This window comes from Kitasatospora sp. NPDC048545 (assembly GCF_040651155.1).
GTDB lineage: Bacteria > Actinomycetota > Actinomycetes > Streptomycetales > Streptomycetaceae > Kitasatospora.
On record NZ_JBEZIQ010000040.1, the window covers coordinates 31,456 to 47,252 of the forward strand.

The window sequence follows — 15,797 nt, forward strand, 5'->3', positions numbered from 1 at the left end:
GCGCCGGCCGAGGACGGAGGCTGGCGGAGCCTGCCGATCGGTGCAGGCGCGCCGTACGACGCAGTTCTCCGAGACCTGGACGGAACATGATCGACAGCACCAGAGAGACCCGGGCCTACCTGGTGGGAGGCGGGATCGCCTCGCTGGCCGCCGCCGCCTTCCTGATCCGGGACGGCGACGTCCCCGGCACGAACATCCACGTCCTGGAGGAGCTCCCGCTCGCGGGCGGCTCGCTCGACGGACACGGCGCGGCCGAGCGGGGCTACGTCACCCGGGGCGGGCGGATGCTGGAGGAGGAGGCCTACACCTGCCTGTGGAACCTGCTGGAGACGATCCCCAGCCTGGACGACCCGGACATCACCGTGCGCCAGGAGATCCTCGACTTCAACCAGGAGTGGCCGACGGATGCGAAGGCCAGGCTGATCGACCGGGACCACCGCGTCCTCGACGCCTCCCAGCTCGGCCTGGACACCCGCGACCGGATCGAACTGGCCCGGCTGCTGGCGCTGCCAGAGTCGGTGATCGGCGCCCGCCGGATCGACGACTTCTTCTCCGAGCACTTCTTCGCCACGAACTTCTGGGCGATGTGGCGTACCACGTTCGCGTTCCAGAACTGGCACAGCGCGATCGAGCTCAAGCGCTACCTCCTGCGCTTCGTCCAGGAGTTCCCGCGCATCCACACCCTCTCCGGGGTCCGCCGCACGCGGCTCAACCAGTACGACTCGATCGTCCGTCCGCTCACCCGGTGGCTGGTCGAGCGCGGCGTGCGGTTCGAGCACGGCGTACGGGTCACCGACGTGGACTTCACCGAGAACGACGGGATCCGCCGTGCCCGGCGCCTTCACCTGGTCCGCGACGGCCGTCCGGGGAGCATCGAACTCGCCGAGTCGGACCTGACGCTGATCACGCTCGGCTCGATGACCGCGGACGCCGCCTTCGGCGGTGACGACACCGTGCCCGAGCTGGTGCGGGACAAGCGCGACGGTGGCTGGGCCCTGTGGGAGACGCTCTCCCGCAAGGCCCCCGGCCTCGGCCGGCCCGCCGTCTTCAACGGCAACATCGCCGAAGCCGCCTGGGAGTCCTTCACCCTGACGATGCGCAGCCCCGCCCTGCTCAAGCGGATCGAGGAGTTCAGCGGCAACGCCCCCGGTACCGGCGCTCTCATGACCTTCAAGGACTCACCCTGGCTGATGTCGATCGTCGTTCCCCGCCCGCCGCACTTCGACGGCCAGCCCGAGGACGTGTTCACCCTGTGGGGTTACGGGCTGTTCATCGACACCCCGGGTGAGCACACCGGCAAGGCCATGGCGGGGTCGACCGGCCGGGAGGTCCTGGACGAGCTCCTCGGCCAGCTCGGTTTCGACGACATCGCCGACGAGGTCCGCGCGACCACCACCGTGACCACGGTGATGATGCCCTACATCACCAGCCAGTTCGCCCGGCGCGACGTCAGCGACCGTCCGCTGGTGATCCCGCACGGCGCCCGCAACTTCGCCTTCCTCGGGCAGTACGTGGAGATCCCCGAGGACGTGGTGTTCACCGTCGAGTACTCGGTGCGCGGCGCCATGCACGCCGTCTACCGGCTGCTCGGCCTCGACGAACCCGTCCCGCCGGTCCACCACGCCCTGCTCGATCCGAAGACGGCGTTCCAGGCCCTGAGGACCGCCTTCGGCTGAGCCCGATCACCAGGCGGCTGTAGGCCCGGTCGAGCGGGCGGCAGAGCGGGTTGTGATCACAGCCGGTGGCCCGGCGGGCGTGCCGACGTAGAGAGGCGCGCGGAGCGAGGTTGCTCTGCGTGGTGGCTGAATCCTTCATCCCGCCCACCCCTGTACAACACGGCCCCGCACCGCGCCCGTGTCCGGCGGATCACCTGTCGACCTCCCGTCGCAGGGGCCGGACGGGCCCAGTACCGGGACCGTCCGGCCCCTGCCGGGACACGGGTTCGGTGGTGCCATGGGAAGAGGTGCGGCGGCCGGGCCCCGGTCCCGGCACCGCGCCAGGGAGGATGTCATGAGAGCCGCCGTGGGAGACCGCATCATCGTTCAGGGCACCCGGCCGGGTGCGGCCCGTAGAGACGGTGAGATCGTCGGCCTGCACCGTCCGGACGGCAGTCCGCCGTACGACGTGCGCTGGTCGGAGGACGGCCGGGTGACGGAGTACTTCCCCGGGCCGGACGCCAGGATCCACCACTTCGAGCACCATCCCCGGGGCGCCGCGACCGTGCCGCCCCGGCCGCACCTCTTCGCCGATTGACGGGCCACCGCCGTGACCGTCGCCGCCCACGCCGCCACGCGTGGGCTCACCACGGCCGAGGCCGCGCGGCTGCTCGCCGAGCACGGCCGGAACGAGGTCTCGGCCGACCGCCGGGTGCCGCTGTGGGCCCGGGTGGCGGCCCAGCTCCGCGACCCCCTGATCACCGTGCTGCTGGCGGCCGTCGCGCTGACGCTGGCGATCGGCGACCACCCGGACGCGATCGTCATCGCGCTGGTGATCGTGATCAACACCACCGTGGGCGTGGTCCAGGAGGTCCGGGCGGAGAGTGCCGTCGCCGCGCTCTCCCGGCTCTCCGCCCCGGCCGCGCGGGTGGTGCGCGACGGAGCGCAGCGCAAGGTGCCGTCGACCGAGGTCGTCCGGGGAGACGTCATAGCCCTTTCCGAAGGGGACATCGTGCCGGCAGATGCCCGGCTCACCGAGGCGGCGGCGCTCCTGCTCGACGAGGCGATGCTGACCGGTGAGTCCCTGCCGGTGAACAAGTCAGCCGGGGGAGCCTCCGGTGAGGACGTGCTTCGGGCAGGGATGGTCGTCCTGCGGGGCCGGGCCCTGGCCGTGGTCACCGCCACCGGCCCGGACAGCGCGCTCGGCCGAATCGCCGCGCTGCTGCGCCCCCGCCCCGAACCCACGCCGCTGCAGCGGCGGCTGGCCGACCTGGGCCGCGTCCTGGCGGCCGTCGCGGTCGGCCTCTGTGCCCTGGTGTTCCTCCTCGGTCTGCTCCGCAACCAGCCTCCCGGCGAGATGGGGGTGACGGCCATCAGCCTGGCGGTCGCCGCCGTACCGGAGTCGCTACCCGCAGTGGTCACGCTCGCCCTCGCTCTGGGCGCGAGGCGGATGGCCTCCCGCCACGCCGTGGTCCGGCGGCTCCCGGCCGTCGAGACGCTCGGTTCGGTCACCGTGCTGGCGACGGACAAGACCGGCACCCTCACCGAGGGCCGCATGGTCGTCGAGCGCCTCTGGACACCGCACGCCACGGCCACCGTGACCGGCCTCGGGTACGGACCGTCCGGCGGGATCGGGCTCGACGGTGGGATCAGGCACGACCTGACCGCCGAGGACGAAGTGAGGAGCCTGCTCACCGCTGCCGCGCTCTGTAATGACGCCGACCTGCGTCCTCCGGCCCACGGGGACGGCAGCTGGGGCGCACTCGGCGATCCCACCGAGGCTGCCCTGCTGACGGCCGCCGGCAAGGCAGGCCTGGACCACGAGCGGCTGCGGGCCGCCCTCCCCCGGGTCACCGAGGCGCCCTTTGACAGCAGCCGCAAGCGGATGAGCACCGTCCACCGCGGGCCCGGCAGCAGCCTGCGGGTGTGCCTCAAGGGCGCGCCCGAGGCCGTCCTCGACCCCGCGGTCCTGGCCGATCCCCCGGAGCTGCTGGAGCGGGCCCGTCGCGCGGCCGCCGGGCTCGCCGCCGAGGGGCATCGGGTGCTCGCCGTGGCCGAGCGGCGACTCGACCACCTGCCGGACCCTCCCGAGGAGGCCGAGCACGGTCTGCGGCTGCTCGGGCTGACCGCACTGGCCGACCCGCCCAAGCCTTCGGCGAGCACCACCCTGGCCGCATGCCGGCGCGCCGGCATCCTTCCCGTCCTGGTCACCGGCGACCACCCCGCCACTGCCCGGGCCCTCGCCGTCCGGATCGGCCTGCTCGAACCGAGCGCCGGGCCGGAGGTCGTCGTGACCGGGCAGGCCATCGCCACCGGTGCGGTCACCGACCTCACCCGGGCACGGATCTTCGCCCGCACCGATCCCCGCCAGAAACTCGACATCGTCGAAGCCTGGCGCGCCCGGGGCGCCGTCACAGCCATGACCGGCGACGGCGTCAACGACGGGCCGGCCCTGCGGCAGGCGGACATCGGCGTGGCCATGGGCCGACGCGGCACGGAGGTCGCCCGCCAGGCCGCCGACCTGGTGCTGGCCGACGACGAACTCGCCACCGTGGTCGGCGCGGTGGAGGAGGGCCGCCGCGTCTACGACAACATCCGCCGCTTCCTGGTCTTCGGGCTGGCCGGCGGCGCGGCCGAAATCCTGGTGATGCTGGCCGGGCCGCTGTTCGGCCTCGCGCTGCCGCTGCGGGCAGGCCAGATCCTCTGGATCAACCTGCTCACCCACGGCCTCACCGGGGTCGCCATGGGAGCGGAGCCGGTCTCCCCCGGTGCGATGACCCGGCCCCCGCGCCCACCGCACCAGCACATCCTCGGCTCCGGCGTGTGGCAGTGGGTGCTGCTGCTCGGCCTCGTCGTCGCGGCGGCCTCCCTCGCTGCCGGGATCTGGGCCCGCAACGGCGAACGCCCCTGGCAGACCGTCCTGTTCCTCGCCCTGCTGGCCGCCCAGCTCGGCGTCGTCCTCGGTCTGCGCGAACGGCTGCTGACCCGCGCGAACCTCTTCCTCCCGCTGGCCGTGCTCGCCTCCGCCGCGCTCGCGGCGGCCGCCCTCTACCTGCCGTTCCTGCGCGACCTGCTGGACACCACGCCGCTGTCCTGGAGCGACCTCGCCGCACCCGCGGCCGCCGGGTTCGTCGGGTTCGCGGTGGCCCGGCTGCGCAGGCAAGGGATCTGACGCCATGTCGAACGCCCTGGTCACCGACCTGTACGAGGTGACGACTTGCCGAACCGACGTTGCCGAACCGAGGAGGACGCCATGACATCCGCGAGTTCCGACGGCCCCGGCCGCCCGGTCGTTCTCGGAGTCGACGCCGACGGCACCGGCCGGATGACCGCCGCCTGGGCCGCCGACGAGGCCGACCGCCGGGGTCTGTCGCTGCGCCTGGTGCACGCCGTCCCACCGATGTTCCGCGAGTTCCGGCCCTTCGACGAGGGCCGGTACCACAAGGCGCTTCGCGAGCGGGCCGACCGGGAACTCGACCGGACCGCCGTCTTCGCCCGGGAACGGCACCCCGAACTGGCCGTGACCACCTTCGTGGCCGAGGAGGTCCCGGCGCCGGCGCTGTGCCGCGAATCCCGTCACGCCGCGCTCGTCGTCCTCGGCTCCCGCCGACTGAGCCGGGCCGCGGAGGCGCTGAGCACCTACTCGGTGGCCGTCCCGGTGAGCGCCCGGGCGCACTGCCCGGTCGTCGTGGTCCGCGACCCCGAGCACACCACCCAGGACCCGCCGTACGTGGTCGTCGGTGTGGACGGGAGCGCGGCCTCGACGGCAGCGGTCGACTTCGCCGTGGACCTCGCCGCCGAACGGCGCGCCGCCCTGCGCGTCGTGTCGGTCTGGCAGCGCCAACCGGTCGTCCACCTCGACGAGTCGGCCGCGGAACAGGCCCTCCGCAGGATGCTCTTCGAGACCACCGCCGGGCGCCGCGAACCCCACCCGGACCTGTCCATGACCCACGAGCTGGTGCGTGGCCACCCGGTCGAGGAGCTCGCCCGGGCCTCCGAGCACGCCCTCGCCGTGGTCGTCGGCCGCCGGGGCGGCGGCGGCTTCACCGGCATGCGGCTCGGCTCCGTCCCGCACGGACTGCTGCACCGCGCGCACTGCCCGGTCGTGATCGTCCCGCACGGCTGACGGGACCGACCGGCGCCCCGGTCCGGGCCGACCGGCCCAGCGGAGCATTGGAATTCCGGGGCAAGACTGAAGATGACGGAAGGTGGAGACCATGCACACCGTGATCGTGTACGAGAGCATGTACGGCAACACCCGGGAGATCGCCGAGGCGATCGCCGAGGGCGTCCACGAGGCCGACCCCGGAGCGGCCGTCGACTGCCTCCCGGTCGCCGAGGTCAGCGCGGACGTCACCCGTTCCGCGGACCTGCTGGTGGTCGGCGGACCGACGCACATGCACGGCATGTCCTCCGGGCTGAGCCGCCGGATGGCCGCCACTGCCGAAGGACACAAGGAGGGCCGCGAGGAGGCCGCCGCCGAAGCACGGGAGACAGTCGAGGGTCCGGGCCTGCGGGCCTGGTTCCGCGATCTTCCGGAGACCGAATCCGGTACCTACGCCGCCGCGTTCGACACCCGGGTCGACATGCCCCGGGCCGGCGGAGCCGCCAACGGCATCGCCCACCGGCTCTCCCACCACCACTACGACGTGGTCGCCGAACCCGAGGGCTTCATCGTGGAGGGGAACGACGGCCCGCTGCGCGCCGGCGAACTCGACCGCGCCCGCGCCTGGGGCGCCGGGCTGGTCTGAACGGGTAGGAGAGCCGGCTGCCGGCGACGGCTCACCTTCGGGCCTGCTCCTGGGTCTCCCCTCACACCGCCTGGGCGCGATCAGCGACCGAACAGCCTTCGCAGGCCTCGCCGTTCGGACTTCTCCTGCAGGGCAGGCAGCACCGGCGGGCTGACCTCGCCGCGGCGCGCGCCTACTCGTCCGGGAGCGCCACCACGGCGGTAGGTGCTCCGGACAGCCCCGGTTCCGTGCGACCGACGTCGAGGTGGCTGCCAGTCCGGTCGCCGAGCACCGTGCGCGACTCCCCGGCGAACGGGGTCACCACGTGGCGCGGACATCAGTCGAGGCCACGTGGCCGAGACGGCGGACCGGCGACGGGGCGAGACTGGTCGAAGGACTGCAGGACGGAGTGAGCGGCATGTCCGACGGCGGAGACAGCAAGTACCGCACCCTGGTCGGCGAGCTGGCCGGGCTGGTGCGGCTCGCGCACACCGCTCTGGCCGGCACGACGGCCGTACTGACCGGACCGGCCGACGGCGGGGACGGGATTCCGGCTGCGGAGAAGGCTCTGGCGGAGCTGCTGGCCCGAATCGAGGAGGATGCCGCCGAGGCGCCCGGCGGGAGGGCCGGGGTCGTCCTGGGCGTCCACGTGGGGTGCGAGGTGGAGGCGCTCGGGCGGCTGGCCGAGCGCCTGCTGGAGGCGGCGTGGGCGCGCCAGGAACGGGAGCCGTTCCGCGAGCGGCTCCGGGCTCCGGTTCAGGGGCTCGCCGTGGCCGCTCTGGACCTGGTCGCCCGGTCCGCCGACGTCCTGGAGTCCGGGACACCCGAGGGCGTCGCCGATGTGCTGACCTCGCTGCACGAGGTCGGACAGCGGCAGCGACTGTTGTACGAGCTGTTGCTCCACGACGAGGGGTTCCGCGAGGAAGAGGCGGATCCGGTCGACGTCACCGACCTCGTGCTGCTGTCCTGCTGCTACCAGCAGTGCGCCGACCGGGCCGGGGCGATCGCCCGCCACGCCACGCTGTTCTCGCACGTCGGCGTCTGAGGCCTCACGGGAGTCCGGCGAGGGCGGTCGCCTTCATGAGCAGCAGACTGGTCGGCTCGTGGCGTACGGCACCGCGGTGGGTCACCAGCATCGGGCCGAGGACCGGGTCTGCTGCGGGCGAACCGGCGCCCGTCAGACGTTCGAGCAGGGCCAGCACGTTGTGGGCGTACACACGGGAGGCGGTCGTGGGTGCCTGGGCGGCGAGTTCCCCGGCGCCGATCACCGTCACCCCGTCGCCCACCAGTGTCGTGGTGTCCGGCACGACTCCCTCGATGCTGCCGCCCTCCGGGCCGACCGCCAGGTCCACGAGCACCGTACCGGGCCGCAGCCGCGCGACCGTCGCCGTGGGGAGCAGGACCGACGGCATCCGGCCCGGCAGAGCGAGGGCCGAGACCACGACGTCGTACCGACCAGCTGCCTCGGCGAGCCCGGCCATCCACGCCGGACGCTCGTGGTCGAGGGACTCGCAAAGCTCCCGGTCGTCCGCCACCGGGGGAAGCCCGGGCAGGTCGAGCAGGTCGGCGCCCACGGTGGAGACCGCAGCACGCTCGCGGCGCCGCAGCTCGACCGCGTCGACCGGCGCACCCAGGCGGCGGGCCGTGTCGATCGCCTGCAGGCCCGCGTGTCCCGCGCCGACCACCAGTACCCGGACCGGGTCGAACAGCCCGTCCGGCGTACCCCAGGGCGGCAGGCAACGGTCCAACCGCCCGGCGGCGAGCAGCACCGCCCGGTAGCCGGCCACCCTGGCCTGCGAGGCGTCGGCGTCCAGCGGGTACGCGGCGGGTAGGTCGGGCGCCAGGTCGAGGCCGATCGCCGTCACGCCCCGGTCCGCCCACTTCCGGACCAGGTACGGGATCCGCTGCGGTTGCAGCAGTGCGGCCAGCACCTGCCCGGGGCGCAGGTCGCGGTCCGGGTCGACATTGGGCGGGTGGATGCCGAGCAGCACGTCCGCGCGGCTCAGCAGCTCGGCGCGCCCGGCCAGCACGGCCCCCGCGGTGCGGTAGGCGGCGTCGTGGTGTCCGGCCAGGGCGCCGGCGCCGGGCTCGATCAGGACCGTCGTGCCGAGGCGGGCCACGGCGGGCACCAGGTCGGGTACGAGGGCCACCCGGCGCTCGCCGGCTGCCGTCTCCCGCAGTACTCCCACCGTCGTGATCGTCATCGCTGCCTCCCAGGTCAGCCGGCAGGACCAGTATGTTCCGTTTGCCCTGCTGGTTCGCCCGGTCGGATACTCGTGCCGGGGCCACTCGTGCACGGCGTGCCACGCCGCTCGGCGGAGGGAACCGGTCATGGCCTCACGTGGCTGGCAGTTCTGGGTGGACCGCGGCGGGACCTTCACCGACGTGGTCGCGCTGGCGCCGGACGGCCGGCTGCTGACCCACAAGTTGCTCTCGCACGACCCGGCCCGCTACCGCGATCCCGCGGTGGCGGGAATCCGGGCCCTGCTGCCGCCCGACGCGAATCTCGAAGCGGACGTCGAATCGGTCCGGATGGGCACCACGGTGGCCACCAACGCACTTCTGGAACGCACCGGCGAGCCCACTGTCCTGGTCATCACCCGCGGTTTCGCGGACGCCCTGCGCATCGGTTACCAGAACCGGCCGCAGATCTTCGCCCGCGAGATCACTCTGCCCGAGCCGCTGTACGCCCGGGTGGTCGAAGCGGACGAGCGGATCACCGCCGACGGCGAGGTGCTGCGCCCGCCCGACCTCGACCGGCTCGCCGAGGACCTGCGCGGCTGTCTGCGCGACGGCATCCGCTCCGCCGCCGTGGTCTGCCTGCACAGCTACCTGCACCCCGCGCACGAGCAGGAGATCGCGCGGCTCGCCGAGCGACTCGGCTTCGACCAGGTGTCGGTGTCCAGTGAGGCGAGCCCGCTGATGAAGTTGGTGCCGCGCGGGGACACCGCCGTGGTCGACGCCTACCTCAATCCCGGCCTGCGCCGCTACGTCCGGCAGGTGGCGGACGAACTGGCCGGTGTCCGGCTGATGTTCATGCAGTCCAACGGAGGTCTCGCCGAGGCCGGGCACTTCCGGGGCAAGGACGCCATCCTCTCCGGCCCGGCCGGCGGGATCGTCGGTATGGTGCGGATGTCTCGGCTGGCAGGCTACAACAGTGTGATCGGCTTCGACATGGGCGGCACCTCCACGGACGTGTCGCACTTCGCGGGCGAGTACGAACGGGTGGTGACCACCCAGGTCGCCGGAGTGCGGCTGCGGGCCCCCATGCTGGCCATCCACACCGTCGCGGCGGGCGGCGGCTCGGTGCTGCGATTCGACGGTGGACGCCTGCGGGTCGGACCGGACTCGGCCGGCGCCGACCCCGGCCCCGCCTGCTACCGGAACGGCGGACCGCTGACCGTCACCGACGCCAACCTGCTGCTCGGCCGCGTCCAGGCCGAACACTTCCCGCACGTCTTCGGCCCGGACGGCGACCAGCCGCTCGACCTCGATCGGACTCGACGTCGATTCGCCGAACTGGCCGGGGCCATCGGCGACCGAACGGCCGAGGAGGCCGCCGAGGGGTTCCTGCGGATCGCGGTCGGCAACATCGCCAACGCGATCAAGCGGATCTCCGTCCAACAGGGCCACGACGTCACCCGCTACGCGCTCACCACCTTCGGCGGCGCCGGCGGGCAGGTCGCCTGCCCGGTCGCCGAGGCGCTGGGCATCCGCACGGTGCTGGTGCCCCCGATGGCCGGGGTGCTGTCCGCGCTCGGCATCGGCCTGGCCGACACCACCGTCCTGCGCGAGCACGCCGTCGAAAGGCCTCTGGCGGAGGAGGAGATGGCCTCCGTACGCGCCCGCGCCGACGAACTGGCACAGGCCGCCACCGGCGAACTGCTCGACCAGGGTGTCCCGGAGGAACGGATCCGCCTGACGCACCGGGCCCGGCTGCGCTACCAGGGGACCGACACCACGATCGGCGTCCCGCTCGGCGAACCGGCCGACATGAAGGCCGAGTTCGAGGAGCGTCACCGGGCCGCCTACTCCTTCCTGATGGACCGCCCGCTGGTGGTCGAGGCCCTCGCCGTCGAGGGCACCGGCCTCACCGAGCAACCGGAGCTCGACGCGCTCTCCCCCACCTCCGGAGAGCCCACGGAGCCCTCGGAGCCCGCCACCGTGTCCCTGTACACCGGCGGACAATGGCGCCGAGTCCCCTTGCTGGAACGCGAGTCAATGCGACCGGACGACACCGTGGACGGCCCGGCCGTGATCGCCGAGACCAATGCCACCACCGTCGTGGACGACGGCTGGAAGGCGACCGTCACCGTCGCCGGGCACCTCCTGGTCGACCACGTCGGGGCACGCACGGAGGGAGCCGTCACGACCACCGCCGACCCCGTTCTGCTGGAGGTCTTCAACAACCTCTTCATGGCGATCGCCCAACAGATGGGCGCCCGATTGGAGTCCACCGCCCAGTCGGTCAACATCAAGGAACGGCTGGACTTCTCCTGCGCCCTCTTCGACCCGGACGGCAACCTCGTCGCCAACGCCCCGCACATCCCGGTCCACCTCGGCTCGATGGGCACCACCGTCAAGGAGGTGATCCGCCGGCGCGGCCCGCAGCTGCGCCCCGGCGACACGTACGCCGTCAACGACCCCTACCACGGCGGCACCCACCTGCCCGACATCACCGTGGTCACCCCGGTCTTCGACCCGGACGGCCACGAACTCCTGTTCTTCGTCGCCTCCCGCGGCCACCACGCCGAGATCGGCGGCACCGCCCCCGGCTCGATGCCCGCCGACAGCCACGAGATCCACCAGGAGGGCGTGCTCTTCGACAACTGGCCACTGGTGGTGGACGGTCGGCTTCGCGAGGAGGAGACCGTCCGACTGCTCACCGAGGCCCGGTACCCGTCCCGCGACCCGAGCACCAACCTGGCCGACCTGCGGGCCCAGATCGCCGCCAACCGCAAGGGCGTCCACGAGGTCGACGCAATGATCGACCACTTCGGCCTCGCCGTCGTCCAGGCCTACATGCGACACGTCCAGGACAACGCCGAACAGGCCGTGCGCCGGGCCATCGCCGACCTGACCGACGGCTCCTACCGCTACGAGACCGACTCCGGCGCCGTGATCGCCGTCTCCGTGCGCGTGGACCGCCAGGACCGCAGCGCCACCATCGACTTCACCGGCACCTCCCCCCAGCTCGACAGCAATCTCAACGCCCCCTCCGCCGTCGTCACCGCCGCCGTCCTGTACGTCTTCCGCACCCTCGTCGACGACGACATCCCGCTCAACGACGGCTGCCTGCGGCCCCTGCGGATCGTCGTCCCACCCGGCTCGATGCTCGCCCCCGAGTGCCCCGCCGCCGTCGCCGCCGGCAACGTCGAAACCTCGCAAGCCATCGTCGGCGCGCTCTACGCGGCCCTCGGCGTACAGGCCGAAGGCTCCGGCACGATGAACAACCTCACCTTCGGCAACGCCGAGCACCAGTACTACGAAACCATCGCCTCCGGCTCGGGCGCAGGCCCGGACTTCGACGGAGCGGACGCCGTCCAGACCCACATGACCAACTCCCGCCTCACCGACCCCGAGGTCCTGGAGTGGCGCCTCCCGGTCCTCGTCGAGGAGTTCGCGGTCCGCCCCGACAGCGGCGGCGCCGGCCGCCGGCACGGCGGCAACGGCGCACTGCGCCGACTGCGCTTCCGCGAGCCCATGACCGTCAGCGTGCTCTCCGGCCACCGACGCGTCGCCCCGTACGGACTCGACGGCGGCTCCCCCGGCGCCCTCGGCGCCAACCGCATTCTGCGCGCCGACGGCACCGTCGAGGACCTGCCCGGCTGCGGCAGCGCCGATGTCGCGGCCGGCGACGCCCTGGAAATCCGCACCCCGGGCGGGGGCGGCTATCGCAGCCCGTAGACACGCCCCGGCTCGCGAAGCGCGAACCGGCACCGGCGAGGGGGCCGGTCGGCCCTGCTGCCCGGTCGGTCGTCCTTCCTGAGGTGGGAGGAAGACCGACAGGACCACCCGGTGGAGGACGTGATGACACCTGCCGGCGCACACCTGGCCGTCGTACCCGGTGCCGACGTCTCCGGGACGGGCGAACGGGGCTGACCATGGCCGGCAGCGTCCGGGCCGAACTTCCGGCCACTCCGTCCGCAGCCGACGGAGCGGCTCCGGAACCTCGCGAGCCCCTGGACCTGCTCTTCCGCGATCTGCGCACCTCGCCGGACGGACTGAGCGAGCGCGAGGCGGCCCGCCGACTGACCGTGTACGGACCCAATGCTCTCGTACGCCGCGAAGGCCGCCGCCGGCCGCGCGAGCTGGCGCGCCAGTTCACCCACCCCCTCGCCCTGCTCCTGGCCTGCGCCGCCGCTTTGGCGGCCGTCAGTGGTGCCCCGAACCTGACGGGCGCGATCCTCGCGGTGATCGGGCTGAACGCCCTCCTGGCCTTCGCGCAGGAGCGGCAGGCCGAACGCGCGGTGGACGCCCTGGCGAGCTTCCTTCCCGACGAGGCGACGGTGATCCGCGAGCACCGACGACGGCCGGCCAACTCGCCGGCGGTGCCGTGCCACTGCCCCTGACGGTGATGCAGATCCTCGCCATCGACCTGGGCACCGACACCCTTCCGGCCCTCGCCCTCGGTCGCGAGCGTGCCGAACCGGGCCTCATGGACCGGCCGCCCCGGCCGCGCTCGGAGAAGGTGATCCGGCCGGCCGTGCTCGCCCGGGCCTGGGGCTTCCTCGGCCTGATCTCGGCCGTGCTGGTCATGGGTGGCTTCTTCCTCACCGGAAGCGGTGAACACCGCTGGGCGAGTCCTGGGGGTACCGACGCCCGCCGCGGAGGGCCGACCGGCCCTCCGGGGAGGACCGACCGGGCCGGCTTCCGAAGGCGTCCGCCCCTCGGCGCGACGCCCCACCCGGGCGGACATTGGCAGGGACGGAACCCCTGGCGCGTCCGGCGCCACCGGGCCACCCTGCCAGCGCGCCCTGGAGGAACCCATGCGCCGTGTCATCCCCTTCCGCGAGCTCGGCCGGGAGGACGTCGGTTTGGTGGGCGGCAAGAACGCCTCGCTCGGCGAGCTGATCAACGGCCTCGGCCCGACAGGGGTCCGGGTGCCGAACGGCTTCGCCACCACTGCGGACGCCTACCGCGAACTCCTCGACACCGGCGGCCTGCACGAGCGGATCGCCGAACAGGTCGGCCGGCTCCATGCAGGCGCACCACTGCCCGAGATCGGCGCCGCGATCCGGTCCGCCGTCCGGGCCACCCCGCTGCCGCCCGCCCTCCGACGCGAGGTCGTGGCGGCCTACGAGCACCTCGCCCGCGAAGCCGGACGCAAGGACCCCGACGTCGCCGTGCGCAGCAGCGCCACGGCCGAGGACCTGCCGGAGGCGAGCTTCGCCGGCCAGCAGGAGACCTTCCTGAACGTCCGGGGCTCCGCCGCCCTTCTGGATGCCTGCCACCGCTGCTTCGCCTCGCTGTTCACCGACCGGGCGATCGACTACCGGGAGCGGATGGGCTTCGACCACCTCTCCCTGGCGCTGTCGGTCGGCGTGCAGCTGATGGTGCGCTCCGACCTCGCGGGCGCGGGCGTGGCGTTCACCCTCGACACCGAGACCGGCTTCCCCGGGGTGGTGGTCATCAGCGCGGCCTGGGGGCTGGGCGAGACGGTGGTGAGCGGCCAGGTGGACCCGGACGAGTACACGGTGTTCAAACCCGTCCTCAAGAACCACCACCTGGATCCCGTGGTGCAGGTACAACTGGGCGGGAAGCGCCGCAAGGCGGTGTACGGCGAGAACGGCTCGACCACGACCGTCGACACCGACGCCCGGGAGCGGTCCCGGCCGGTGCTCGGTGAGGGCGACATCCGCACCCTCGCCGAATGGGCGGTGGCCGTGGAGGAGCACTACGGCTGTCCGATGGACCTGGAGTGGGCCAAGGACGGCATCACCGGTCAGCTGTTCCTCGTCCAGGCCCGGCCGGAGACCGTGCAGTCCCGGCGCCGCGGCGAGGTACTCCGCCGCTTCCGGCTGACCGGTGCCGGTGAGCGGCTCGTGGACGGCATCGCCGTGGGGGAGGCGATCGGCGCCGGGTCGGTGTGTGCACTGGCCGAACCGGTCGGCCTGGAACGCTTCCCGCAGGGCGCCGTCCTGGTGACCGGAATCACCGACCCGGACTGGGAACCGCTGATGAAGCGGGCCTCCGCGATCGTCACCGACCACGGCGGCCGGACCTCGCACGCGGCGATCGTCAGCCGCGAACTGGGCGTGCCGGCCCTGGTCGGCACCGGCTCGGCGACCGCCGTTCTCACCGACGGGCAGGAGGTCACCGTCTCCTGCGCCGAAGGCGCGGAGGGCCACGTCTACGCGGGACTCGTCCCGTACGAGGCGACCGAGACCGACCTCGGCTCGCTACCGACCACCCGGACCAAGGTGATGCTCAACCTGGCCGACCCCGGGGCCGCGTTCCGCTGGTGGCGGCTGCCCGCGGACGGTGTCGGTCTGGCCCGCACCGAGTTCGTGGTCGCCCACCAGGTCCGCGTCCACCCGATGGCGCTGGTCCACCCCGAGCGGCTGTCGCCCGAGGACCGGCGGCTCGTTGACGAGCTGACCTACGGCTACCCGGACCGGACCGAGTACTTCGTGGACCGGCTCGCCCACGGCGTCGCCCGGATCGCAGCCTCCCGATGGCCGGACCCGGTCGTGGTGCGCACCAGCGACTTCAAGACCAACGAGTACGCCCGGCTCATCGGTGGCGCCCCTTTCGAGCCGGTCGAAGCCAACCCGATGATCGGCTGGCGCGGAGCGAGCCGCTACTACGATCCGGGCTACCGCGAGGGCTTCGCCCTGGAATGCCGGGCCCTGCGCCGGACGCGCGACGAGCTCGGGCTGACCAACGTCGTGGTGATGATCCCGTTCTGCCGCACCCCGCAGGAGGCCGACCGGGTGCTGGCCGTGATGGCCGACAACGGACTCGCCCGGGGGACCGACGGCCTGCGGGTGTACGTGATGGCGGAGATTCCGGCCAACATCCTGCTCGCCGAGCAGTTCGCCGAGCGTTTCGACGGCTTCTCGATCGGCAGCAACGACCTCACCCAGCTCACCCTCGGCGTCGACCGTGACTCCGGTCTGCTGGCCCACCTCTTCGATGAGCGGAATCCGGCCGTCACCCGCGGCATCGAGTCCCTGATCGCCACCGCCCACGCAGCCCGACGCCACGTCGGCCTCTGCGGCCAACGTCCCAGCAACGACCCGGACTTCACCCGATTCCTCGTCCAGGCCGGGATCGACTCGATCTCCGTCACCCCGGACAGCTTCGCCGCCGTGAAGCACGCGGTGGCGAAGGCCGAACAGAACCGCTGACCCACCGTCCGGCCAGCGAGCAGTCCGTGCCCGCACGGGACCGGGTCAGGGGGCGCACC

10 protein-coding genes and 1 pseudogene are annotated in these 15,797 nt (G+C 73.0%); 10 read left to right on the plus strand and 1 reads right to left on the minus strand.

Features of this window, described 5'->3' with window-relative positions; translation table 11 throughout:
• Nucleotides 1–86: 86 nt before the first annotated feature.
• The 6 genes from AB0D10_RS31170 to AB0D10_RS31195 all read left to right on the plus strand — a co-directional run bounded on the left by AB0D10_RS31170 (nt 87) and on the right by AB0D10_RS31195 (nt 7,430).
• Nucleotides 87–1,676, plus strand: a complete 1,590-nt coding sequence (locus tag AB0D10_RS31170; RefSeq protein ID WP_360262299.1) for an oleate hydratase — start codon at nt 87–89, stop codon at nt 1,674–1,676.
• Nucleotides 1,677–2,010: 334 nt separating this feature from the next.
• Nucleotides 2,011–2,253: a DUF1918 domain-containing protein gene (locus tag AB0D10_RS31175; protein ID WP_360262300.1), complete on the plus strand. Its 243-nt coding sequence runs from the start codon at nt 2,011–2,013 to the stop codon at nt 2,251–2,253.
• Between the two features lie 12 nt (nt 2,254–2,265).
• Nucleotides 2,266–4,827 carry a cation-translocating P-type ATPase gene (locus tag AB0D10_RS31180; protein WP_360262301.1) on the plus strand — a complete coding sequence of 854 codons (2,562 nt, stop codon included), beginning with the start codon at nt 2,266–2,268 and terminating at the stop codon, nt 4,825–4,827.
• A gap of 81 nt (nt 4,828–4,908) precedes the next feature.
• Nucleotides 4,909–5,781 carry a universal stress protein gene (locus AB0D10_RS31185; protein ID WP_360262302.1) on the plus strand — a complete coding sequence of 291 codons (873 nt, stop codon included), beginning with the start codon at nt 4,909–4,911 and terminating at the stop codon, nt 5,779–5,781.
• A gap of 91 nt (nt 5,782–5,872) precedes the next feature.
• Nucleotides 5,873–6,406, plus strand: a complete 534-nt coding sequence (locus AB0D10_RS31190; protein ID WP_360262303.1) for a flavodoxin domain-containing protein — start codon at nt 5,873–5,875, stop codon at nt 6,404–6,406.
• A gap of 397 nt (nt 6,407–6,803) precedes the next feature.
• Nucleotides 6,804–7,430: a hypothetical protein gene (locus tag AB0D10_RS31195; RefSeq protein ID WP_360262304.1), complete on the plus strand. Its 627-nt coding sequence runs from the start codon at nt 6,804–6,806 to the stop codon at nt 7,428–7,430.
• A gap of 4 nt (nt 7,431–7,434) precedes the next feature.
• Here AB0D10_RS31195 and AB0D10_RS31200 read toward each other — a convergent pair whose 3' ends face one another.
• On the minus strand, nt 7,435–8,589 hold the full coding sequence (locus AB0D10_RS31200; RefSeq protein WP_360262305.1) for an NAD(P) transhydrogenase subunit alpha: 1,155 nt from the start codon (nt 8,587–8,589) through the stop codon (nt 7,435–7,437).
• Nucleotides 8,590–8,716: 127 nt separating this feature from the next.
• Between AB0D10_RS31200 and AB0D10_RS31205 the strand changes: the two genes are divergently transcribed.
• The 4 genes and pseudogenes from AB0D10_RS31205 to ppsA all read left to right on the plus strand — a co-directional run bounded on the left by AB0D10_RS31205 (nt 8,717) and on the right by ppsA (nt 15,738).
• Complete coding sequence (locus AB0D10_RS31205) at nt 8,717–12,292, plus strand: hydantoinase B/oxoprolinase family protein (RefSeq protein ID WP_360262306.1); 3,576 nt, start codon at nt 8,717–8,719, stop codon at nt 12,290–12,292.
• 197 nt (nt 12,293–12,489) lie between these two features.
• A complete protein-coding gene (locus tag AB0D10_RS31210) occupies nt 12,490–12,957 on the plus strand; it encodes a cation-transporting P-type ATPase (RefSeq protein WP_360262307.1) in 468 nt (155 codons plus the stop codon).
• A 5-nt stretch (nt 12,958–12,962) separates the two neighbouring features.
• Nucleotides 12,963–13,109, plus strand: a pseudogene (locus AB0D10_RS31215) (cation-translocating P-type ATPase C-terminal domain-containing protein); the annotation flags it as partial.
• Nucleotides 13,110–13,374: 265 nt separating this feature from the next.
• Nucleotides 13,375–15,738 carry a phosphoenolpyruvate synthase gene (gene ppsA / locus AB0D10_RS31220; RefSeq protein ID WP_360262308.1) on the plus strand — a complete coding sequence of 788 codons (2,364 nt, stop codon included), beginning with the start codon at nt 13,375–13,377 and terminating at the stop codon, nt 15,736–15,738.
• Nucleotides 15,739–15,797 lie beyond the last annotated feature (59 nt).

Bases quoted from the DNA above. Each gene is read 5' to 3' on its own strand.
- AB0D10_RS31170 (WP_360262299.1), top strand. From the start codon at position 87: ATGATCGACAGCACCAGAGAGACCCGGGCCTACCTGGTGGGAGGCGGG.
- AB0D10_RS31175 (WP_360262300.1), top strand. From the start codon at position 2,011: ATGAGAGCCGCCGTGGGAGACCGCATCATCGTTCAGGGCACCCGGCCG.
- AB0D10_RS31185 (WP_360262302.1), top strand. From the start codon at position 4,909: ATGACATCCGCGAGTTCCGACGGCCCCGGCCGCCCGGTCGTTCTCGGA.
- AB0D10_RS31190 (WP_360262303.1), top strand. From the start codon at position 5,873: ATGCACACCGTGATCGTGTACGAGAGCATGTACGGCAACACCCGGGAG.
- AB0D10_RS31195 (WP_360262304.1), top strand. From the start codon at position 6,804: ATGTCCGACGGCGGAGACAGCAAGTACCGCACCCTGGTCGGCGAGCTG.
- AB0D10_RS31200 (WP_360262305.1), bottom strand. From the start codon at position 8,589: ATGACGATCACGACGGTGGGAGTACTGCGGGAGACGGCAGCCGGCGAG.
- AB0D10_RS31205 (WP_360262306.1), top strand. From the start codon at position 8,717: ATGGCCTCACGTGGCTGGCAGTTCTGGGTGGACCGCGGCGGGACCTTC.
- AB0D10_RS31210 (WP_360262307.1), top strand. From the start codon at position 12,490: ATGGCCGGCAGCGTCCGGGCCGAACTTCCGGCCACTCCGTCCGCAGCC.
- ppsA (WP_360262308.1), top strand. From the start codon at position 13,375: ATGCGCCGTGTCATCCCCTTCCGCGAGCTCGGCCGGGAGGACGTCGGT.